Annotated in this window: 21 protein-coding genes; 18 read left to right on the top strand and 3 right to left on the bottom strand. The window is 70.6% G+C overall.

Annotated features, from left to right (window positions below; translation table 11 throughout):
- Positions 1–30 precede the first annotated feature (30 nt).
- The 9 genes from hemL (at position 31) to JNW98_RS17725 (ending at position 9817) form a co-directional block, all read left to right on the top strand.
- Positions 31–1323 carry a glutamate-1-semialdehyde 2,1-aminomutase gene (gene hemL / locus JNW98_RS17765; RefSeq protein WP_308015622.1) on the top strand — a complete coding sequence of 431 codons (1293 nt, stop codon included), beginning with the start codon at positions 31–33 and terminating at the stop codon, positions 1321–1323.
- A 38-nt stretch (positions 1324–1361) separates the two neighbouring features.
- Positions 1362–2009 (top strand): histidine phosphatase family protein, encoded by a 648-nt coding sequence (locus tag JNW98_RS17760; protein WP_223769249.1) that lies wholly within the window; start codon positions 1362–1364, stop codon positions 2007–2009.
- Between the two features lie 249 nt (positions 2010–2258).
- Positions 2259–2891, top strand: coding sequence for a TlpA family protein disulfide reductase (locus tag JNW98_RS17755; protein WP_223769224.1), 633 nt, complete (start codon positions 2259–2261; stop codon positions 2889–2891).
- Between the two features lie 46 nt (positions 2892–2937).
- Positions 2938–3675 (top strand): cytochrome c biogenesis CcdA family protein, encoded by a 738-nt coding sequence (locus JNW98_RS17750; protein WP_223769248.1) that lies wholly within the window; start codon positions 2938–2940, stop codon positions 3673–3675.
- Between the two features lie 3 nt (positions 3676–3678).
- Positions 3679–5637 carry a cytochrome c biogenesis protein ResB gene (gene resB, locus JNW98_RS17745; protein WP_223769223.1) on the top strand — a complete coding sequence of 653 codons (1959 nt, stop codon included), beginning with the start codon at positions 3679–3681 and terminating at the stop codon, positions 5635–5637.
- The gene (ccsB, locus tag JNW98_RS17740) at positions 5634–6785 is read left to right on the top strand and encodes a c-type cytochrome biogenesis protein CcsB (protein WP_223769222.1); all 1152 of its coding nucleotides are present in this window, start codon (positions 5634–5636) and stop codon (positions 6783–6785) included. The genes resB and ccsB overlap by 4 nt, the downstream gene beginning before the upstream one ends.
- A 127-nt stretch (positions 6786–6912) precedes the next feature.
- Complete coding sequence (locus tag JNW98_RS17735; RefSeq protein ID WP_223769221.1) at positions 6913–7470, top strand: Uma2 family endonuclease; 558 nt, start codon at positions 6913–6915, stop codon at positions 7468–7470.
- Between the two features lie 36 nt (positions 7471–7506).
- A complete protein-coding gene (locus tag JNW98_RS17730; RefSeq protein ID WP_223769220.1) occupies positions 7507–8037 on the top strand; it encodes an SRPBCC domain-containing protein in 531 nt (176 codons plus the stop codon).
- A gap of 157 nt (positions 8038–8194) precedes the next feature.
- On the top strand, positions 8195–9817 hold the full coding sequence (locus tag JNW98_RS17725; protein WP_223769219.1) for an FAD-binding oxidoreductase: 1623 nt from the start codon (positions 8195–8197) through the stop codon (positions 9815–9817).
- A gap of 24 nt (positions 9818–9841) precedes the next feature.
- On the opposite strand, the gene JNW98_RS17720 is transcribed toward JNW98_RS17725, so the two are convergent.
- The gene (locus JNW98_RS17720; RefSeq protein ID WP_372459269.1) at positions 9842–11257 is read right to left on the bottom strand and encodes a phosphocholine-specific phospholipase C; all 1416 of its coding nucleotides are present in this window, start codon (positions 11255–11257) and stop codon (positions 9842–9844) included.
- A 266-nt stretch (positions 11258–11523) separates the two neighbouring features.
- Positions 11524–11862 (bottom strand): PLD nuclease N-terminal domain-containing protein, encoded by a 339-nt coding sequence (locus JNW98_RS17715; RefSeq protein ID WP_223769217.1) that lies wholly within the window; start codon positions 11860–11862, stop codon positions 11524–11526.
- Between the two features lie 88 nt (positions 11863–11950).
- Here JNW98_RS17715 and JNW98_RS17710 point away from each other — a divergent pair, with 88 nt between their 5' ends.
- From JNW98_RS17710 to JNW98_RS17695, 4 genes are read left to right on the top strand one after another with little or no spacing between them, the layout of a single operon-like run.
- Complete coding sequence (locus tag JNW98_RS17710) at positions 11951–13408, top strand: menaquinone biosynthesis decarboxylase (protein WP_223769216.1); 1458 nt, start codon at positions 11951–11953, stop codon at positions 13406–13408.
- Positions 13405–14307, top strand: a complete 903-nt coding sequence (gene mqnP / locus JNW98_RS17705) for a menaquinone biosynthesis prenyltransferase MqnP (protein WP_223769215.1) — start codon at positions 13405–13407, stop codon at positions 14305–14307. Before JNW98_RS17710 ends, mqnP begins: the two co-directional genes overlap by 4 nt.
- A gap of 42 nt (positions 14308–14349) precedes the next feature.
- Complete coding sequence (locus tag JNW98_RS17700) at positions 14350–14910, top strand: Uma2 family endonuclease (RefSeq protein ID WP_223769214.1); 561 nt, start codon at positions 14350–14352, stop codon at positions 14908–14910.
- Between the two features lie 48 nt (positions 14911–14958).
- Positions 14959–15663 (top strand): UbiX family flavin prenyltransferase, encoded by a 705-nt coding sequence (locus JNW98_RS17695; RefSeq protein WP_223769213.1) that lies wholly within the window; start codon positions 14959–14961, stop codon positions 15661–15663.
- Here the strand turns inward: JNW98_RS17695 and JNW98_RS17690 are convergent.
- Positions 15660–15803: a hypothetical protein gene (locus JNW98_RS17690; protein WP_223769251.1), complete on the bottom strand. Its 144-nt coding sequence runs from the start codon at positions 15801–15803 to the stop codon at positions 15660–15662. The genes JNW98_RS17695 and JNW98_RS17690 overlap by 4 nt on opposite strands.
- A gap of 129 nt (positions 15804–15932) precedes the next feature.
- On the opposite strand from JNW98_RS17690, the gene JNW98_RS17685 reads away from it, so the two are divergent.
- The 5 genes from JNW98_RS17685 to JNW98_RS17665 all read left to right on the top strand — a co-directional run bounded on the left by JNW98_RS17685 (position 15933) and on the right by JNW98_RS17665 (position 20518).
- Positions 15933–16388 (top strand): Lrp/AsnC family transcriptional regulator, encoded by a 456-nt coding sequence (locus tag JNW98_RS17685; protein ID WP_004943663.1) that lies wholly within the window; start codon positions 15933–15935, stop codon positions 16386–16388.
- A gap of 116 nt (positions 16389–16504) precedes the next feature.
- On the top strand, positions 16505–17668 hold the full coding sequence (gene mqnE / locus JNW98_RS17680) for an aminofutalosine synthase MqnE (protein ID WP_223769212.1): 1164 nt from the start codon (positions 16505–16507) through the stop codon (positions 17666–17668).
- Between the two features lie 95 nt (positions 17669–17763).
- On the top strand, positions 17764–18285 hold the full coding sequence (locus tag JNW98_RS17675; protein WP_223769211.1) for a GNAT family N-acetyltransferase: 522 nt from the start codon (positions 17764–17766) through the stop codon (positions 18283–18285).
- A 151-nt stretch (positions 18286–18436) separates the two neighbouring features.
- Positions 18437–18724, top strand: a complete 288-nt coding sequence (locus JNW98_RS17670; RefSeq protein ID WP_223769210.1) for a DUF4229 domain-containing protein — start codon at positions 18437–18439, stop codon at positions 18722–18724.
- Positions 18725–19150: 426 nt separating this feature from the next.
- Positions 19151–20518 carry a dicarboxylate/amino acid:cation symporter gene (locus JNW98_RS17665; RefSeq protein WP_223769209.1) on the top strand — a complete coding sequence of 456 codons (1368 nt, stop codon included), beginning with the start codon at positions 19151–19153 and terminating at the stop codon, positions 20516–20518.
- Positions 20519–20624: the final 106 nt, after the last annotated feature.

Below are 20624 nucleotides of genomic sequence, written 5' to 3'. Positions count from 1 at the left end.
AACAGAGTGCCTTATTCATATGAAGCCCCAGTGTCCCAGACGCTCTTCGAGCGCGCGGCGGTCGTGACGCCCGGTGGCGTGAACTCTCCGGTGCGGGCGTTCCGCGCCGTGGGCGGTACGCCCCGGTTCATGGTGTCCGCGACCGGTCCGTACCTCACCGACGCGGACGGCCGGGAGTACGTGGATCTGGTCTGCTCGTGGGGACCGATGATTCTCGGCCACGCGCACCCCGAGGTGATCGCGTCGGTGCAGGCCGCGGTGGCCCGCGGTACGTCGTTCGGCACGCCGGGCGAGGGCGAGGTGGCCCTCGCCGAGGAGATCGTGGCGCGGGTGGAGCCGGTGGAGCAGGTGCGCCTGGTCTCGTCCGGGACCGAGGCGACGATGTCGGCGATCCGGCTGGCGCGCGGGTTCACCGGCCGGGCGAAGGTGATCAAGTTCGCGGGCTGCTACCACGGCCACGTGGACGCGCTGCTGGCCGCGGCCGGCTCGGGGCTGGCGACGTTCGGGCTGCCGGACACGCCGGGCGTCACGGGCGCCCAGGCGGGCGACACCATCGTCCTGCCGTACAACGACCTGGAGGCCGTGCACGAGGCGTTCCACGCGTACCCGGGTGAGATCGCCTGTGTGATCACCGAGGCGTCGCCGGGCAACATGGGCGTGGTCCCGCCGCGTCCGGGCTTCAACGAGGGCCTGAAGCAGGCGTGCACGAAGAACGGCGCGCTGTTCATCTCCGACGAGGTCATGACGGGCTTCCGGGTCTCGAAGGCCGGCTGGTACGGCATCGACGGCGTCAAGCCGGACCTGATGACCTTCGGCAAGGTCATGGGCGGCGGCTTCCCGGCGGCGGCGTTCGGCGGCCGGGCCGACGTGATGGCGCACCTGGCCCCGGCGGGCCCGGTCTACCAGGCGGGCACGCTGTCCGGTAACCCGGTGGCGACGGCGGCGGGCCTGGCGCAGCTGCGGCTGCTGGACGACGCGGCGTACGAGCGGGTGGACGCGGTCTCCGCGGAGATCAGCGGACTGGTGACGGCGGCGCTGACGAAGGAGGGCGTGGCGCACCGGCTGCAGACGGCGGGCAACATGTTCTCGGTCTTCTTCACGGACCGGGAGGTCACGGACTACGAGCTGGCCAAGCGGCAGCAGTCGTTCCGGTACACCGCCTTCTTCCACTCGATGCTGGCGCAGGGCGTCTACCTGCCGCCGTCGGCGTTCGAGTCCTGGTTCGTGTCGACGACCCACGACAGTGCGGCGATCGAGCGGATCGCGGCGGCCCTGCCCGCGGCGGCGCGGGCGGCGGCCGAGGCGACGGAGGAGCAGAAGTGAGTGGCGAGGGCGGCAGCGAGATCACCGTCGTGCACCTGATGCGGCACGGCGAGGTGCACAACCCGGACGGCGTGCTGTACGGCCGCAGACCGGGCTACCACCTGTCCGACCTGGGCCGGGAGATGGCGGACCGGGTGGCCGAGCACCTGGCGGGCCGGGACATCACGCACGTGGTGGCCTCGCCGCTGGAGCGGGCGCAGGAGACGGCGACGCCGATCGCCAAGGCGCACGGGCTGGACCTGGCGACGGACGGGCGGCTGATCGAGGCGGAGAACGTCTTCGAGGGCAAGACCTTCGGCGTCGGCGACGGCGCGCTGCGCAAGCCGGCCAACTGGAAGCACCTGACCAACCCGTTCCGGCCGTCGTGGGGCGAGCCCTACGTGGAGCAGGTGGTGCGGATGATGGGCGCGCTGAACGCGGCGCGGGACGCGGCCCGCGGGCACGAGGCGGTGTGCGTCAGCCACCAGCTGCCGATCTGGATCGTGCGCAGCTTCGTGGAGCGGCGCCGGCTGTGGCACGACCCGCGCAAGCGGCAGTGCACGCTCGCCAGCCTGACGACGTTCACCTACCGGGGCGACAAAATCGTTTCGGTGGGCTACAGCGAGCCGGCCCGGGACCTCGTTCCGGCGCATCTGCGGGCGGGTGCCAAGCCGGTCAAGGGCGGTTCGAAGGCGTTCGGGGCCTGAGCGGTTCCCCGTGCGGCCCGGGACGGGTACGGTCCTGGGCCGCACGGCCGCCGTACGGTCCCGGGCCGGTGCGTCGCCGTACGGTCCCGGGCCGGTGCGGTCGCCGTACGGGCTCGAACGCACCGCCGACGGACGGTGTCCGTCGGCCGCGCGTCGGCGGGGAGGGTGCTCCGAGCCCCTGAGCACCAGGGTCGTGTGGGGCAAGGGGGGCGCGGAAGATCCCGTAAATCGCCATGCGAAACTTTTCACATGAGTGCCTGCCGCGCCGATCGACGCACCCGGTTCCGCCCGTTCCGCCGTCGTACCACCGTGCCGGCCGTCGGCGCCGCGCTGGCGGCGCTGGCGCTGGGCGCCTGCGGGACCGGGGGGACCTCCGGCGGAGGCGGCGAGACGCAGTTCGTGCAGGGGACCGGTGGGGTCTCCATGGTCAAGAACGCGAGCGCCCGGAAGGACGCGCCGGAGCTGTCCGGCAAGACCCTCCAGGGCGAGGAGCTCAACGCCACCGAGAAGTTCAAGGGCAAGATCATTGTCTTTAACGTCTGGGGCTCATGGTGCGCTCCCTGCCGGGCCGAGGCGAAGAACCTGGTCAAGGCGGCCAACGCGTACAAGGGCAAGGGCGTCGAGTTCGTGGGCCTGAACGTCCGCGACCCCGACAAGGCGAACTCCGTCGCCTTCGAGAAGTCCTTCGAGGTCCCGTATCCGAGCATCCACGACTCCGGCGGGAAGCTGATCCTTCGCTTCCCCAAGGGCAACCTCAACCCGCAGGCCATCCCCTCCACCGTCTTCATCGACCGGAACGGGAAGATCGCGGGCCGGGCGCTCAAGCCGCTGGGCCAGGACGAGCTGAACGAGACGCTCGACCAGCTGGTCGCGGAGAAGTGACGCCGTGTACGTCGCGTCGACCGTCCTCGCCGCCTCCGGTGACGGCATGAACCACACCATCCTCTCCGGAGCGCTGCTGCTGGCCCTGCCCGTGGCGGTGCTCGGCGGCCTGGTGTCGTTCTTCTCGCCGTGCGTGCTGCCCCTGGTGCCGGGCTACCTGTCGTACGTGACGGGGGTCGGCGGCGCGGACCTGGCGGAGACGCGCCGGGGCCGGATGCTGCTGGGCTCCTCCCTGTTCGTCCTGGGCTTCAGTGCCGTCCTCGTCTCCTTCGGGGCGGCCTTCGGGTACTTCGGGAACACCCTCAAGGAGCACGAGAGGACGATCTCCATCGTCCTGGGCGCCGTCATGATCGTCCTGGGGCTGCTCTTCACGGGTCTGCTGAACCGATTCGGTCAGCGCGAGTTCAGGTTCCACGTGAAACCGACGATGGGACTGCTCGGGGCGCCGCTGCTGGGCATAGGCTTCGGCGTCGGCTGGACCCCGTGCATCGGGCCCACGCTGGCCGCCGTCCAGGCCCTGTCGTTCAAGGAGGCCAGCCCGGGCCGGGGCACGGTGCTGACGCTCGCCTACTGCGTCGGGCTCGGCCTGCCGTTCATCCTCACCGCCCTCGCCTTCCGCCGGGCGCTCGGCGCCTTCGGCTGGATCAAGAAGCACTACGCATGGGTCATGCGGATCGGCGGCGGCATGCTCGTCCTGGTCGGCGTCCTCCTGGTGACGGGAGTGTGGGACTACCTCATCCAGGACCTGCAGACGTGGTCGAACAAGTACCAACCCGGGATCTGAACCATGGCCAAGACCGATAGCACCACCACCGAGGCGCAGGACGACGCCGCCGCGGGCGCCCGGCTGTCCACCGCCCCGGTCGAGGAGACCGGGGAGCGGGGCCAGGCGGTGCCGGGCTCGTTCGGCGGCGTCCGGCGGCCGGGCGTGGCGGGCGCGCTCGCCTGGACCGGACGGGAGGTCATCGGCTGGCTGCGCTGGTTCTGGCGGCAGCTGACCTCGATGCGGGTCGCGCTGATCCTGCTGCTCCTGCTCTCCCTCGCGACCATCCCAGGCTCGCTGATCCCGCAGACCAGCGTCGACTCGGTGAAGGCCGACACGTGGAAGGAAGCGCACAAGACGCTGACGCCTCTCTACGAGAAGCTCCAGCTCTTCCACGTCTACAGCTCGGTGTGGTTCTCCGCGATCTACATCCTGCTGTTCGTCTCGCTGATCGGCTGCATCGTCCCGCGCACCTGGCAGTTCGTCGGCCAGCTGCGCGGCCGGCCGCCGAAGGCGCCGCGCCACCTCACCCGGCTGCCCGCCTACACCACCTGGCGCACCGACGCCGATCCCGACGAGGTGCTCGCCGAGGCCCGGCGGCTGCTGCGCCGCAAGCGGTTCCGCACGGTCGCGGCGGACGACTCGGTCGCCTCCGAGAAGGGCTACCTGCGCGAGGCGGGCAACCTCCTCTTCCACGTCTCGCTGATCGTGATGCTGGTGGCGTTCGCGTCCGCACAGCTGTGGAAGTACGAGGGCGGCAAGCTCGTCGTCGAGGGCGACAAGTTCTCGAACACGCTCACCCAGTACGACGACTTCAAGTCGGGCTCGCTGTTCGACACCGACGACCTGCCCCCGTTCGGCTTCGGGCTCAAGGGCTTCACCGGGACGTACGAGCGCACGGGCCCGCAGAAGGGCACCCCGCGCGACTACCGGGCGCACATCAGCTACTGGGAGGGCGCGGACGGCACGCCCCGCGACACCACGATCAAGGTGAACGAACCGCTGGAGGTCGGCGGTTCCAAGGTCTACCTGCAGGGGCACGGCTACGCACCCCGCGTGACCGTCCGCGACGGCCAGGGCAACGTGGTCTACCAGGGCGCGGTGGCCTCGCTGCCGCTGGACAACAACATCACCGAGACCACCGTCATCAAGGTCCCCGACTACTGGGACAAGAACGGCAAGAAGGGCCAGATCGGCTTCCGGGGCAACTTCGTCCCCACGCTGGACCTGCGCACCGGCAGCATGGCGTCGGTCTTCCCGGCGCTGGACAACCCGGTGCTGGTCCTCACCGCCTACCACGGTGACCTGGGCATCGACTCCGGCCTGCCGCAGAGCGTCTACAAGCTCGACACGCGGAACATGAAGCAGTTCAAGGAAGGCGACCGGAACTTCGCGCGGGCGCTGAAGCCCGGCGAGACGATGACGCTGCCGGACGGCGCGGGCTCGCTGAAGTTCGACGGCATCAGCACCTGGGCGACCTTCCAGATCTCGCACAAGCCCGGCGACATGCCGGCGCTGGCCGGTGCCGTCGCGGCGCTGATCGGCGTGTCCGCGTCGCTGTTCATCCAGCGCCGCCGGGTGTGGGTGCGGGCCGTGCGCGGTGCGGACGGGCGGACGGTCGTCGAGCTGGCCGGGCTCGGGCGCAGCGAGTCGGCGAAGGTGCCGGAGGAGCTGTACGAGCTGGCGGTCGCGCTGCAGGGCGCGGCGCCGGCGGTGGCGGGGGAGCCCGACGGGAAGCCCGCAGAAGAGGCCGGCGAGAAGCCTGCCGGGAAGCCCGGCGATCAGGCCGGCGATCAGCCCGCCGAAAAGACCGCCGAAAAGCCCGCCGAAAAGACCGGCGATCAGGCCGGCGAGAAGAAGGCCGTGGAGACAGCCGAGGAAAGGGCCGTGGAGAAGCCCGCCGAAGCGAACGCCGACGCGACCGCCGAAGAACCCACCCGACCCGCTGAACCCACAGATTCCTCCGAAGGAGCGCGCGCGTGAACATCGCTGCCGCGGCCAACGAGAACATGGCCCATACCAGCAATGTGCTGATCTACTCGGCGATGGCCGTCTACACCCTCGCCTTCCTCGCACACATCACCGAGTGGGTCTTCGGCAGCCGCAGCGCCGTCGGCCGTACCGCCGCCGCGATCACGGCCGAGGCCCGCCCGGCCGTCGCGGTCACCGTCCGCAAGGCGGGCGGTACGGCGGTCCTGGAGCGGCCCAAGGTCGTCACCCGGTCGGCCCCCGGCACCCGCGAGGACGTCCCCGACGGCCCCGGCGCGGCCGGCGGCAGCGAGAAGGGCGACCTCTACGGCCGCATCGCGATCTCGCTGACGGTGCTGGCGTTCGCGCTGCACGCGGGCGGGGTGCTCACCCGCGCCCTGTCGGTGCGGCGGGCGCCGTGGGGTAACATGTACGAGTTCTCGACGACGTTCGGCATGGTCGCCGTCGCCGTCTACCTCGGCCTGCTCCTCGCCAAGAAGAACATCCGCTGGCTGGGCCTGCCGCTGGTCACCACGATCCTGCTCGACCTGGGTCTGGCCATCAGCGTGCTCTACACATCCAGCGACCAGCTGGTGCCCGCACTGCGCTCGCCCTGGCTGTGGATCCACGTCTCCTGCGCGATCATCTCCGGCGCCTCGCTGTACGTCGGTGCCGTCTCCACCCTCTTCTACCGCTTCCGTGACGGCTACGAGATCCGCCTGGCGGCCGGCAAGACCGGCCCGGGCGTCCTGGAGAAGAAGCTCAAGGGCCTGCCGAAGGACGCCGGCCTGGGCCTCCGCCTGGGCGTCCGCCTCCACATGGCCTGGGACAACATGCTGAGCCGCATGCCGTCCGCCGCCACGCTCGACAAGTTCGGCTACCGGATCAACGCCACCGTCTTCCCGCTGTGGACGTTCACGATCATCGCGGGCGCGATCTGGGCCGAGGCGGCCTGGGGCCGCTACTGGGGCTGGGACCCCAAGGAGGTCTGGTCCTTCATCACCTGGGTCGCCTACGCGTCCTACCTGCACGCCCGCGCCACCGCCGGCTGGAAGGGCCGCAAGGCCGCCTACCTCGCCCTGGCCGCGTTCGCCTGCTACATCTTCAATTACTACGGGGTGAACTTCCTCTTCGGCGGCAAGCACTCCTACTCGGGCGTCTGACCGGCACCGGCACCCGCCGCGCGTCACCCACACGGGCCCGCTCCCTCTTTCGGGGGGAGCGGGCCTTTGTGCGAGGGCGAGAGACGGAGTGCGTTCCTAGACTCGGATTTCAGACGGGGAGGTGCCGATGGTGACCGTTGAGGACTCGGCCGAGCTGGATGAGATGTTCGCCCTCATCGAGGCCATGAATGTGCCTGCGGGGTATCGGGCGGAGATCATCGAGGGGGAGATCGTTCTGAATCCGCAGCGCAAGGTGCACGCGGCGATCATTCGAGGGTTGAATCGGGCCTTGGAAGCCGCTCTCGGAGTGGATGCCAACATCCTTTGGGCCGTTCGTATCGACTTCCCGGGGACCCTCAACGGCTACGCCCCCGACATCGCCCTTGTGCGGGACGGCGCGGAAGAGGACGACAACGGACTCCACGACTACCGGGACATCGAGTTCGTCGCCGAGGTCGTCTCCAAGGGCAGCCGGCGCGACGACTACGACGCCAAGCTGAAGGTCTACGCCGCCGCGGGCATCCCGACGTACCTCATCGCCGATCCGAAGACCGGTGTCGTGCACGTCTTCCACGCTCCGCGCGACGGCGTGTACACCGATGAGACGAGCCACACCTTCGGTGAGAAGTTCGCGCTCCCGGTCTCTGGCATCATGATCGACACGTCTGCCTGGCCGCGCGACTGACGCGCGGGCCCGGCCCCGCTGTGGTGTGCTGGAGGCATGGAGATGCCGTCCCCCTACGGGGCCTCGGAGACCCACGGTGACGTTCACACGCTCTGCTACGAGCTGTCGCTCCCGTACCCCCGGGAGCGGGTGTGGGCGGCCGTCGCGACGCCGGAAGGGCTGCCGACCTGGCTGGCCGCCGCCGAGCCGTTCGAGCGGCGGGAGGGCGGGGCGATCACCCTGCGGTGGCTGAACACCGACTTGGAGGGCAACGCCACCGTCGCGCCGGGCCGGGTGACCGCCTGGGAGCCGGAGAGCCTCGCCGAGTACACCGTCGAGATCCACGGCCGCATCCGGTTCGAGCTGGAGAAGGCGCCGGTCAGCGTCGGCGGGACGCTGCTGCACTTCACCAACGAGATGCCGGGGACGGACGACCAGCGGCTGGACTGCCTGGCCGGCTGGCACCACCACTTCGAGTACCTGATGCAGTCGCTCGCCGGGCACCCGGCGGACTGGGCGGCCTGGCGGCTCGACCGGTGGCGGGAGCTCCGGGGCGAGTACGAGAAGGGGAAGCGGGAGCTCCCGTAGGACGCCCGCGGGACATCCTTCCGGAGGAGGGGGCGCCGTACCTCCTTCGGCGGACGGGACGCGGTCACCGCGCACGATGTCCCGCGCCCTCGCGTCGTCGATCGTGGACCGGGAGGCGAGGACGGCCGTCCGGCGCCGGCGACCGGAGGGGTGGGCGATGGCAGACGTGACACGACGCGGCGTTCTCGGGGGAGCGGCCGCGCTCGGAGGGGCGGCCGCGGGGCTGGGCGCGCCGGGCGGCGCGTCGGCAGCCGCCGTGCGCGCCGGCGGCCAGGGCCCGTCGGCCATCGGTCCGGCGGCGATCGTTCCGGGTGACACGCGGTACGCGTCCCTGACCCGCCGCGGCCGCAACGCGCGGTTCGTGGGCGCCCCCGACCACGTACGCCTCGCGGCCTCGACCCGGGACGCGGTCGACGCCGTGCAGCGGGCGGTGGACGAGGGGCGGAGGATCGCCGTACGGAGCGGGGGGCACTGCTTCGAGGACTTCGTCGACGGCCCGTCGGTCAAGGCGCTCATCGACCTCTCGCCCATGAACTCCGTCTCCTACGACGCGCGGCGGCGGGCGTTCGTGGTGGAGCCGGGGGCGCTGCTGGGCGAGGTGTACCGGCGGCTGTTCCTGGGCTGGGGGGTGACCGTCCCGGCGGGTGCGACGGCGGAGGTCGGGGCCGGCGGCCACATCCTGGGCGGCGGCTACGGCGCCCTGTCGCGCCGGCACGGCCTGTCCGTGGACCACCTGTACGGCGTGGAGGTCGTGGTCGTCGACGCGCGGGGCAGGGCGCGCGCCGTGGTGGCCACGCGGGAGCCCGGTGATCCCCACCGTGACCTGTGGTGGGCGCACACGGGCGGCGGGGGCGGCACCTTCGGCGTCGTCACCCGCTACTGGTTCCGGTCCCCCGGCGCGACGGGTTCCGATCCGGCGCGGCTGCTCCCCCGGGCGCCGGAGTCCGTGTACTCCTTCCGCGCCTCCTGGTCCTGGAAGGACCTCGACCGGCGGTCGTTCACCCGCCTGGTGGACAACCACGGCGGCTGGCACGAGCGCAACAGCGCGCCCGGCTCCCCCTACGCCGGGCTGTTCAGCGTCCTGATGCTCAACAGCCGCAGGGCAGGAACGGTCGACCTGATGGGCCAGGTGGACTCCGCGGACGCGGGTGCGCGGCGGCTGGCCGACGCGTACGTGGCGGAGGTCGGCCAGGGGGTCAGGGCGCGGCCCGCGCGGTCCGGGCGGAGCCGGACCTGGCTCCAGGCGGCCGCCGCCGTCCAGGAGAGCGAGCCGGCGTTCTTCAAGGCCAAGGCCGGCTACCTGCGGCGGCGCTGCACGGAACGGCAGGCGGGCGTCCTGTACGAGCACCTGTCGGGCCGGCGGGGCGAGGAGGTCGACGGCACGGTGTGGCTGGTCTCCTACGGCGGGCAGGTCAACGCGGTGCCGGCCGAGGCGACGGCCGTCGCGCAGCGGGACTCCGTCCTCAAGGCGATCTACCTCGGCGGCTGGGAGGACCCGGACGGGGCCGGGCCCGCCCTGCGATGGGTGCGGGACCTCTACCGTGCCGTGTACGCCGACACCGGCGGGGTTCCCGTGCCCGGCGCGGTCAGTGACGGCTCGTTCGTCAACTACCCGGACGCGGACCTCGCCGACCCGGCCCTCAACACGTCCGGGACGCCGTGGCACGCGCTGTACCACAAGCGGCACTATCCCCGTCTCCAGCGGGTCAAGGCGCGCTGGGACCCGCGCGACGAGTTCCGCCACGCGCTGTCCGTGCGGCTGCCGGGTGCCGGGGCCTGACGTGCGGCAGGCCCCGGCGCGGGCTCAGCGGCGGGGCCGCGTCCCCTTCTCCTGCACCGGGACCTGCTGCGTCGCTCCCGGCAGGGCCGGCTTCGGCAGGTGGGCGACGTCCCACTCCGCCTCCTCCAGCCGCTTCGCCGTGTCACGCGGCAGCCGCGGCGCCCGTGAGGCGGGGGTGTCGAAGCCGAACGCCGAGGTCAGGTCGCCGAAGGTGCGGCGGCGCCAGGCGCTGATGTTGGGCTCCCGGACGCCCGTCAGCCGCTCCAGGAAGCGCAGCGACGAGGTGTGGTCGAATGCCTCGCCCGCCGCCCAGCCGCCCACCGTCCACGGCGACACGATCAGGCAGGGGACGCGGAAGCCGCCGCCGATGGGCAGGCCCTGGACGAACTCGTCCTTGGTGCCCTTCGGCGGCACCGGCGGCGGGACGTGGTCGAACAGGCCGTCGTTCTCGTCGTAGTTGAGGATGAAGACGGTCTTCGCCCAGACGTCGGGGTTGTCCGCGATGGCCTCGATCTTCTTCGCGACGAAGTCCGCGCCGGCGGCCGGCATGAAGTGCGGGTGCTCGGACTGCGGGCCGGTGGGGATGATCCACGAGACGGTCGGCAGCCGGTCGTTGCGGGCGTCGTCCTCGAACGTCCCCTCGGACTGCCGGCGCATCCCGCGCTCGTACAGCGGGTCGCCGGGCTTCGCGTCGCGGAACCGCTGGAACCACTCCAGCATGTTGCAGCCGTAGTTGTCCTGCTGCTGGTAGACCCGCCAGCTGACGCCGGCGGCCTGGAGGCGCTCGGCGTAGGTGGTCCAGCGGTAGGGGGACGGCATCTTGTTGCTGATGACCGGGCCGCCCTTGGTGCCGCCGGGGTCGATGGTGCCCGTCATCCAGTAGAGACGGTTGGGCCAGGTGGGGCCGAAGACCGAGCAGAAGTAGTTGTCGCAGATGGTGAAGGACTCGGCGAGGGCGAACTGGAACGGGATGTCCTCGCGGGTGTGGTAGCCCATCACGTACGGGCCGTTCTTCCCGTCCGCCTTGCGGTGCGCGGGCAGCCAGTGGTCCATCTTCCCGCCGTTCCACGCCTCGTGCTGCACGGACCAGGCGTGACTGGTGGACGGGATGGCCTGGGCGCTGCTCTTGTGCGTGTCGAGGTGGAAGGGGAGTAGGTAGCCCTTGGGGTTCTCGGGGTCGGGCTGGTGGAAGACGCTGCGGCCGGTTGAGAGCCGCAGGGCCTTGGGGTCGGCGAAGCCGCGGACGCCCTTGAGGGTGCCGAAGTAGTGGTCGAAGGAGCGGTTCTCCTGCATCAGCATGACCACGTGCTCGACGTCGTCCAGCGAGGCGCGGCGCGGCGGTCCGGCCGCCACCGCGCGCTGGACGCTGGGCGGCAGCAGTGAGAGCGCGGCGGCGCCGGCTCCGGCCGCGGCGGAGCCGAGGAGTCTTCGTCTGCTCATCATCGCGGGCATGGCACCCTCCCTGGGGTCGCGGTCAGGCCACAGTGTGGCCGTTGCGACTCTCCCGGGCCGGGAGTGTGGGAGGCAGGGGGGTGCGGGTGAATTGCTCGGCAATTGGCCGTGAAGGAAGGGGAGTTGAGGGGCGCCGGGGGTTTGGTATGTAGATCGTATTACCCGATCGAGGGATCGGCGGCTGGGCCGATGGGCGGACGCCCGGACCGCCGAACGGGGTGGGCTCGCACGCGGTCCCGGGCCGGTGCCCCCGCTCAGTCCCGGTCCTCGCCCTCCCCGCGCGGTCGCTGGTCCTTGTCCAGCGAGCGCAGGAACTCGGGGTTGTCGTCCGGCGCCACCCAGCGGCCCCCGCCGCCCGCACCGGACCCGGCGGCGCCGCCGCGCCGGCCGCCGCCCGGGCCCGCCGAAGCGCGCGGCCGGCCCACGGCGATCCATGCGATCGGCCCCAGGAGCACCTCGCCGAAGAGCAGGATGATGATCACCCACGCGGTCTTCGGCAGCTTGCGGACCTCTTCCTCGGGCGTGTTCAGGCAGTCGATGAAGGCGTAGATCCACAGCGCCAGGACCAGCAGGAACGGCAGATACCTGAGCATTGGCCGAAGGCCCCCCTGGACGTGGCGGTGGGGCCGTACCGCGGCCCCGTGACAAGCCCAGGGTAGTCCGTGCTCGATACTGGAACGCATGGCTTATGACGATCTCCGCTCGTTCCTCAGAGCGCTCGAACGCGACGGCGACCTCAAGCGCGTCAAGGCCGAAGTCGACCCCCATCTGGAAGTCGGCGAGATCGTCGACCGGGTGAACAAGGCCGGCGGCCCGGCGCTGCTCTTCGAGAACGTCAAGGGCTCGGCGATGCCGCTGGCGATGAACGTCTTCGGGACGGACCGGCGGCTGTTCAAGTCGCTCGGCCTGAAGTCCTACGACGAGATCGGCGAGAAGATCGGCGGGCTGCTCAAGCCCGAGCTTCCGCAGGGCTTCGTCGGGATCCGGGAGGCGTTCGGCAAGCTGGGCGCGATGGCGCACGTGCCGCCGCGCAAGGTGAAGCCCGGGGACGCGCCGGTCCAGGAAGTGGTGCTCACCGGGGACGACGTCGACCTCGACGCGCTGCCGGCGCTCTTCACCTGGCCCGAGGACGGCGGCTCCTTCTTCAACCTGGGGCTCACCCACACCAAGGACCCCGAGACCGGCGTCCGCAACCTCGGCCTCTACCGGCTCCAGCGCCACGACAAGCGCACCATCGGGATGCACTGGCAGATCCACAAGGACAGCCGGAACCACTACCAGGTCGCCGCCCGGCGCGGGGAGCGGCTGCCGGTGGCCATCGCCTTCGGCTGCCCGCCCGCCGTGACGTACGCGTCCACCGCGCCGCTGCCGGCCGACATCGACGAGTACCTGTTCGCCGGCTTCGTGCAGGGCAAGCGGATCGACATGGTCGACTGCAAGACCGTCCCGCTCCAGGTGCCGGCCGCGGCCGAGGTGGTGCTGGAGGGCTGGCTGGAGCCCGGGAAGATGCTCCCGGAGGGTCCGTTCGGCGACCACACCGGCTTCTACACGCCGCAGGAGCCGTTCCCCGCGCTGACCATCGACTGCGTCACCATGCGGCGGCGCCCGCTGCTCCAGTCGATCGTCGTCGGCCGGCCGCCGACGGAGGACGGGCCGCTGGGGCGGGCGACGGAGCGTTTCTTCCTGCCCCTGCTCAAGATCATCATCCCGGACATCGTCGACTACCACCTGCCGGAGTCCGGCGGGTTCCACAACTGCGCGATCGTCTCGATCGACAAGAAGTACCCGAAGCACGCGCAGAAGGTCATGCACGCGGTCTGGGGCGCGCACATGATGTCGCTGACCAAGCTGATCGTGGTCGTGGACAAGGACTGCGACGTCCACGACCTGCACGAGGTGTCCTGGCGCGCGTTCGGCAACGTCGACTACGCACGCGACCTCACCGTCGTCGAGGGCCCGGTCGACCACCTCGACCACGCGTCGTACCAGCAGTTCTGGGGCGGCAAGGCGGGCATCGACGCCACCGCGAAGTGGCCCGAGGAGGGCTACACGCGGGACGGCGGCTGGCCGTCGATGGTGGAGTCGGACCCCGAGACCGCCGACCGGGTGACGAAGCGCTGGAAGGAGTACGGGCTGTGAGCGCCTCCGCCGCCGCCGTCCCGCAGCCGGGGCGGACGCGGGCCTTCCTGCGCCTGGTGCTGATAGAGCACTCGGTGTTCGCGCTGCCCTTCGCGTACATCGCCGCGTTCACGGCGATGTTCCAGGAGGACGGGCGCGTCCACTGGTGGAAGCTCTTCCTGGTCACCGTGGCGATGGTCGGGCTGCGCACCTTCGCGATGGCCTGCAACCGGATCATCGACCGCGAGATCGACGCCCGGAACCCGCGCACCGCCAACCGCGAGCTCGTCACCGGCGCGGTCTCCGTCCGCTCGGCGTGGACGGGCGCGCTGGTGGCCGTCGTCGTCTTCCTCGGCGCCGCGGGCCTGCTGAACATGCTGTGCCTGGCGCTGGCCCCGATCGCGGTCATCCCGATGGTGGTCTACCCGTACGGGAAACGGTTCACCGACTTCCCGCACGCGATCCTGGGCCTGGCGCAGGCCATGGGCCCGGTCGGCGCCTGGCTGGCGGTGACCGGCTCCTGGTCGTGGGACGCGGTGATCCTGGGGCTCGCGGTCGGCGTCTGGATCGGCGGTTTCGACCTGATCTTCGCCTGCCAGGACGTCGCCGCCGACCGCGCGCATGGCGTGAAATCGACCCCCGCCCGCTTCGGCATCCCGGCCGCGCTGTACGGCTCCCGCGTCTGCCACGTGATCACCACCGCCCTGCTGGCCTGGTACGGGGTCGCCACCCACGCGGGCGCCTTCTTCTGGACCGGCCTGCTGATCGTCGCCGCGGCCTTCCTCTACGAGCACTCGATCGTCCGCCCGCACGACCTCTCCCGCCTGAACCGCGCCTTCTTCACGGTCAACGGCTTCATCGGGATTGCCCTGTTCGTGTGCGCGCTGCTGGATCTGGGGGTGCGGGGGCTGGGGGTGTAGCTACGGTTCCTCCTACTATCGGGGCAGGGAAGGGAGACTGTCGTGGCCATCTCGGAGCTCGACCGCCTGCACTCGAAGCTCACCAAGCTGGAGAGCCAGCTTGAGGGCTACAAGGGTGAAATCGTCGGGGGCGCCATCATGATGAGTCCGGTCAAGCCGATCCATGGCAAGACCATGCGTCGTCTCGGTCCCATGCTGGAGTCCCAACTGGCGGGGGAGTGGGACGTCGTCGAGGACGTGGCCTTTGTGTTCTCAGAGGACGACGAGTTCTGCCCGGACCTGGCGGTCATCCCCGCGGCGGAGGAGACGCGGAACCTCGGCTCCTACCCGGCGGACCTGATCGAGTTGGCCGTCGAGGTGGTCTCTCCGTCCAGCGTCCGCAACGACTACCGGGTCAAGGACCGCGCCTACGCCAGGGCGGGTATCGCCAATTACCTCGTCTTCGACCCGTACCAGGGGCACTGCCTCACCCTCTGGAACCCAGGCCCGGATGGCTACCTCGGCCGGGACACCGTTCCCTATGGCAAGACGGTCACGGTCGAGTCGTCCATCGGCCCCCTGAGCTTCGATACCTCCGGGCTCCCGGTGGACCTCGGCGGCTGACCCCCGCCCGACGGAGCCCCCGCGCCCCGGCCGACTAGGCTCGGGGGCGTGGAGCCGTACGAACACGCAACGCAACGATCCGAGCGCCGGCCCTGGGTGGTCGGGGTTTCCGGTGCGTCCGGGACGCCGTACGCGGCGGCCGTGGTGCGCGGGCTGCTGGCCGCGGGGGAGGACGTGGACCTGGTGGTCAGCCGCGCCTCGCGGCTGACGCTGCTGGACGAGACCGGGATCTCGTTCCGGGACGCGCACTGGCGCGACGACCTGCGGCAGTGGCTGTCGCTGGGAGCCGACGGGAAGTCGGGGACCTTCGAGGTGGGCGACGAGGACCTGGCGCGGGTGCGCCACTGGGCCGCCGGCGACCTGGCCGCGGGGCCGTCGTCGGGCTCGTACCCGGTGAAGGGGATGCTGATCGTCCCGGCGAGCACGGCCTGTGTGGCGGGTGTGGCGCTGGGGCTGTCCAAGGACCTGCTGCAGCGCGTCGCGAGCGTGACGCTCAAGGAGCGACGGCCGCTGGTGGTCGCGGTGCGGGAGACGCCGCTGAGCGGTCAGACGCTGCGGCAGCTGGTGGCGCTCGACGAGGCGGGCGCGATCGTGCTGCCCGCCTCTCCGGCGTTCTACGCGGGGGCGACGCACATCCAGGATCTCGTGGACTTCGTCGCCGGGCGGGTACTGGACGCGGCGGACGTGCCGCACCGGTACTACCGCCGGTGGAAGGGAGAGCTCGGCGGAGGCCGCGCCCCGGAGGGGAGTTAGCGCTTCTTCGTGGCGCGCGCGGCGCGGGCCCCTGCGGCCTCGGCGCGGCGGGCGGCGGTGACGGACTGGTGGGCACGCGAGCGGTTGGCCAGGTCCTGCAGCTCGCGCATGCGGGCGTAGGCCATCTCGATCGTGTACACGGGGTTCACTCCTGAAGGATCGTTGGTGCCGTGAGCGTTCGGTGAAAGATTTTCGGGGCGTCAGCCCTTCAATGCCTTAGATTCTACATGCAAGACGGCAAGTTCGCTGATTATTGAAAGGTTCCAGCCATGGACGCGGTGGACAGGCAGCTCATCCAGGCCCTCCGGGAGAACGGGCGGGCCTCGTACGCGGAACTGGGCCGGCTCGTCGGACTGTCCGGCCCGAGCGTCACGGACCGGATCAACCGTCTGGAGGCGGCCGGCGTGATCACCGGCTACCGCGCGACCGTCAACGCCGCGTCGCTGGGCCTGGGCGTCACGGCCCTGATCGGCATCCAGCTCTCCGACGCCGCCGACCACGAGGACGTGGCGCAGCGGCTGCGCGACCTGGAGGAGATCGAGGACTGCTGGTTCATCGCCGGCGACGACTCGTACATGCTCAAGGTGCGCGTCGGCGACGTGGACGGCCTGGAGCGCACCATCCGCCGGCTGTCCGGGACCAAGGGCGTGAGCCGCACCCGCACCACGATCGTGCTCTCCACCAAGTGGGAGAACCGGGTGGGCGAGCTGCCCGAGGACATCTGACGGGTCGCGGAACGGGGACGAGGGCGTCTGAAGGCGCGCCCGCCCGGGGGAGTAGGCTCGACCGGGCCAGGCGGAGGAAACCGGACGTACTCCGGACATACCAGAGAGGCGATCGCATGGACGCGGGACTCAAGCGCGAGCTGGAGCAGAAGGTGCGCGCCGGTGAGCGGCTGACCCGCGAGGACGGCATCGCCCTCTACGAGTCCGACGACCTCGCCTGGCTCGGCGGTCTGGCCCACGAGGTGCGGACGCGGAAGAACGGCGACACGGTCCTCTTCAACGTCAACCGCCACCTCAACATGACGAACGTGTGCACGGCCTCGTGTGCGTACTGCTCGTTCCAGCGCAAGCCGGGCGAGAAGGACGCGTACACCATGCGCATCGAGGAGGCCGTCCGCCTCGCCAAGGCGATGGAGAACGACCACCTCACCGAGCTGCACATCGTCAACGGCCTGCACCCCACCCTCCCGTGGCGGTACTACCCGCGGTCGCTGAAGGCGCTCAAGGAGGCGCTGCCGCAGGTCTCCCTGAAGGCGTTCACCGCCACCGAGATCCACCACTTCGAGAAGATCTCCGGCATGCCGGCCTCCGAGATCCTCGACGAGCTGATCGACGCCGGTCTGGAGTCGCTGACCGGCGGCGGCGCGGAGATCTTCGACTGGGAGGTCCGGCAGCACATCGTCGACCACGAGACCCACTGGGAGGACTGGTCGCGCATCCACCGGCTCGCGCACGAGAAGGGCCTCAAGGGCCCGAGCACGATGCTCTACGGGCACATCGAGGAGCCGCGCCACCGCGTGGACCACGTGCTGCGGCTGCGCGAGCTCCAGGACGAGACCGGCGGTTTCCAGGTCTTCATCCCGCTGCGCTACCAGCACGACTTCGTGGACATGAAAGACGGCAAGATCCGCAACCGGCTCCAGGCGCGGACCTCCATGGCCACCGGCGCCGAGGCGCTGAAGACGTTCGCGGTCTCCCGGCTGCTCTTCGACAACGTCCCGCACGTCAAGGTCTTCTGGGTGATGCACGGCCTCCAGACCGCGCAACTCGCCCTCCAGCACGGCGCCGACGACATGGACGGCTCGGTCGTCGAGTACAAGATCACGCACGACGCGGACAACTACGGCACGCCGAGCAAGCTGACCCGCGACGACCTGCTGGAGCTGATCCGCGACGCGGGCTTCCGCCCGGCGGAGCGGAACACACGGTACGAGGTCATCCGGGAGTACGACGGTCCGGACGCGGGCCGGCGGGAGTCGCCGCAGCCGATGCGGGTCTGAATCTTTCGGGTTGCCTGGGAAGCCCTGGTGAGGCGGTCGTCTCACCAGGGCTTCTCTCTTGCGTGCCGGAGGTAGGTAATGGTTGCATCGGTTCCATGGCTCTTACGTTCCAGCGTGATCCGCAGCTGACCCCCGGGCTCCGGGACGAGTTCGCCCGCCTCTGGTACGACGTGTCGCGGGCCGGCGGCTCGGTCGGCTTCGTGCCGTCGGTGACGGAGGACGAGGTGCGCGCGGCGACCGAGGCGCAGGTCGCGCGGGTGGCCGCCGGGGAGCACCGGATGCTCGGCGCGTACGAAGCCGGGGGGCGCCTCGTCGGGACGACGTTCCTCCGGCTCCACACCGACTTCAAGATGCGGCACTGGGCCATGGTCGTCCTGGTCATGCTCGATCCCGCGCTGCAGGGCGGCGGCCACGGGCTCCGGCTGATGCGGGAGACGGTGGAGATGGCGCGCGAGGCCGGTCTGGAGGCGCTGCGGCTGGAGGTGCGCGGCGGCATGGGGCTGGAGGAGTTCTACGGGCGGCTCGGGTTCAAGGAGGTCGGGCGGGTGCCGGGCGGGCTGCGGCTGTCCGCGGACGACTACCGCGACGACGTGCAGATGTGGCTTCCGCTGGGCTGAGTTGTGGCTTCCGCTGGACTGAGTCGTGGCTTCCGCTGGGCCGAGGGGGACTCGATCCGGGCTGATGTGGCTCCCTCTGGATTGATCCACTCCCCCTCGTGCTTGACTGGTAGGGACCCTTTCGGCTGCCGTTGAGAAGAAGGTCCGTCCCGTGAGTAGCCAGAAGTACGCCTCGCTCCGTTACACCGCTCTGCGATTCGGCCTGCTCGTGGCCTCCTTCGCCGTCGTGTGGGTGCTCTGCTACCTCCGCGCCATCCCGCTCGGGGCGAACAACTCCAACTTCATCTGGATGATCCTGCTGGCCCTGGTCATCTCCGCGCCGCTGAGCTGGGTGCTGCTCCGCAAGCAGCGGGACGCCATGGCCATGCAGGTGGCCGAGCGCGTCGAGCGGACGCGGGAGCGGCTGCAGGCGAACGCCGGGCAGGAAGACCGGGTGTAACCCGGACACATCCGGATGGCTTGGGTGAAGGGCACCTTTAGCCGCCGAGGGTAGTTTTCGTCACATCGCGCCGCCGTCGCGCCGCCGGGCAACCGCCCGGTGGCGCGACGCGCGGCGCTTTTTCGTGCCGCTACGAGCCTCTTCGGGCTGCGCGGCGCTCGCATCCCAAAGAATTCCTTTGGGTTTCTCAAAGTCGCAGTGTTAACGTGTCGACATGAAGACAGCAGCAGCGCACCGAATCCCCACGGGCCCCGGCCTCGTGGCGCGCCTGCACGTCGATCTTTGCCGCTGTCTGTCCGCGGCCTGTCGCCGCCGCTGATCGCTTTCCCGACGATCACCTCGACGCGGCCGGAGATCCCGTACGTACGGACCTCCCGGCGCCTCGCGCCCTCTTCTTCACCCCCACGCCTGTCCCCGGAGTTTCCGTTGTCATCGACGCCCCCTTCCTCCGCTCCCTCCGCGACCCCGCCCACCGGGGCCCGCGCCGCCCTCGGCCGCATACCCAAGGTCCCGTTCTGGGCGCAGATCCTGCTCGGCCTCGTCCTCGGCGCCCTGCTCGGCTGGGCGGCGCGCTACGGCGACGTCACCTGGCTGAAGACCACGCTCGACAAGATCGGTGACATCTTCGTCCAGCTGCTCATGGTCGTGGTGGCCCCGCTGGTCTTCTTCGCCATCCTGGTCTCGATCACCAACCTGCGGAACGTCTCGAACGCCGCGCGGCTGGCGACCCGGACCCTCCTCTGGTTCATGATCACGTCGCTGATCGCCGTCTCCATCGGCCTGGCGATCGGCCTGCTCACCAACCCCGGCGAGGGCACCGGCCTCACCGCCGCCGACGGCGGCGACCCGAAGAAGAAGGGCTCCTGGCTCGACTTCCTCACCGGCATCGTCCCGACCGACGTCATCACGCCGTTCACCCAGCTGAACGTGCTCCAGATCGTCTTCATGGCCGCCGTCGCCGGTGTCGCCGTCCTCCAGGTCGGCGAGAAGGCCCGCCCGCTGCTCACCCTGAGCGAGTCTGTCCTCGAGCTCCTCCAGAAGGTGCTGTGGTGGGTCATCCGCCTCGCCCCGCTGGGCAGCCTCGGCCTCGTCGGTCACGCCATCCACAAGTACGGCTGGGACCTGATCGGCAAGTACGCGACCTTCACCGCGGACATCTACGTCGGCTGCGCCATCGTCCTCTTCGGCGTCTACCCGCTGCTGCTCGCGACGGTCGCCAAGGTCAACCCGCTGCAGTTCTTCAAGGGCGCCTGGCCCGCGATCCAGCTCGCCTTCGTCTCCCGCTCCTCCGTGGGCACCATGCCGGTCACCCAGCGGGTCACCGAGCGGCTGGGCGTGCCGAAGGAGTACACGTCGTTCGCCGTACCGTTCGGCTCGACGACGAAGATGGACGGCTGCGCCTCGATCTACCCGGCCATCGCCGCGATCTTCGTGGCCCAGGTCTTCGACGTGCCGCTGGAGCTCCGCGACTACCTGCTGATCGCGTTCGTCTCGGTCATCGGCTCGGCCGCGACCGCCGGTCTGACCGGCGCCACGGTGATGCTCACCCTGACCCTGTCGACGCTGGGCCTGCCGATGGCGGGCGTGGGCCTGCTGCTCGCGATCGACCCGATCGTCGACATGATCCGCACCGCCACCAACGTCGCCGGCCAGTCCGTCGTCCCGATCATCGTCGCCTCCCGCGAGGGCATCCTCGACCGCGAGGCGTACGCCACGGCCGACGGCTCCAAGCTGGAGGGCGAGCCGGAGCGCGAGCTTCCGCGCGAGCAGGAGCCGGTGCTGAGCGCGGCGTGACGCGCCCGCTGTTCCGACGGGGGGAGCCCCCGGCCTTCGTCCGCTTTCGCCGGACGGGGCCGGGGGCTCCCGCCGTTCTCCCGGGGGCGCCGGGCCGCGGTGCCTG

It is taken from the genome of Streptomyces huiliensis (assembly GCF_020037025.1).
Taxonomy (GTDB): Bacteria; Actinomycetota; Actinomycetes; order Streptomycetales; family Streptomycetaceae; genus Streptomyces; species Streptomyces huiliensis.
Note: the sequence above shows the minus strand (reverse complement) of the source record. Positions and strands in the feature narration are given on the sequence as shown.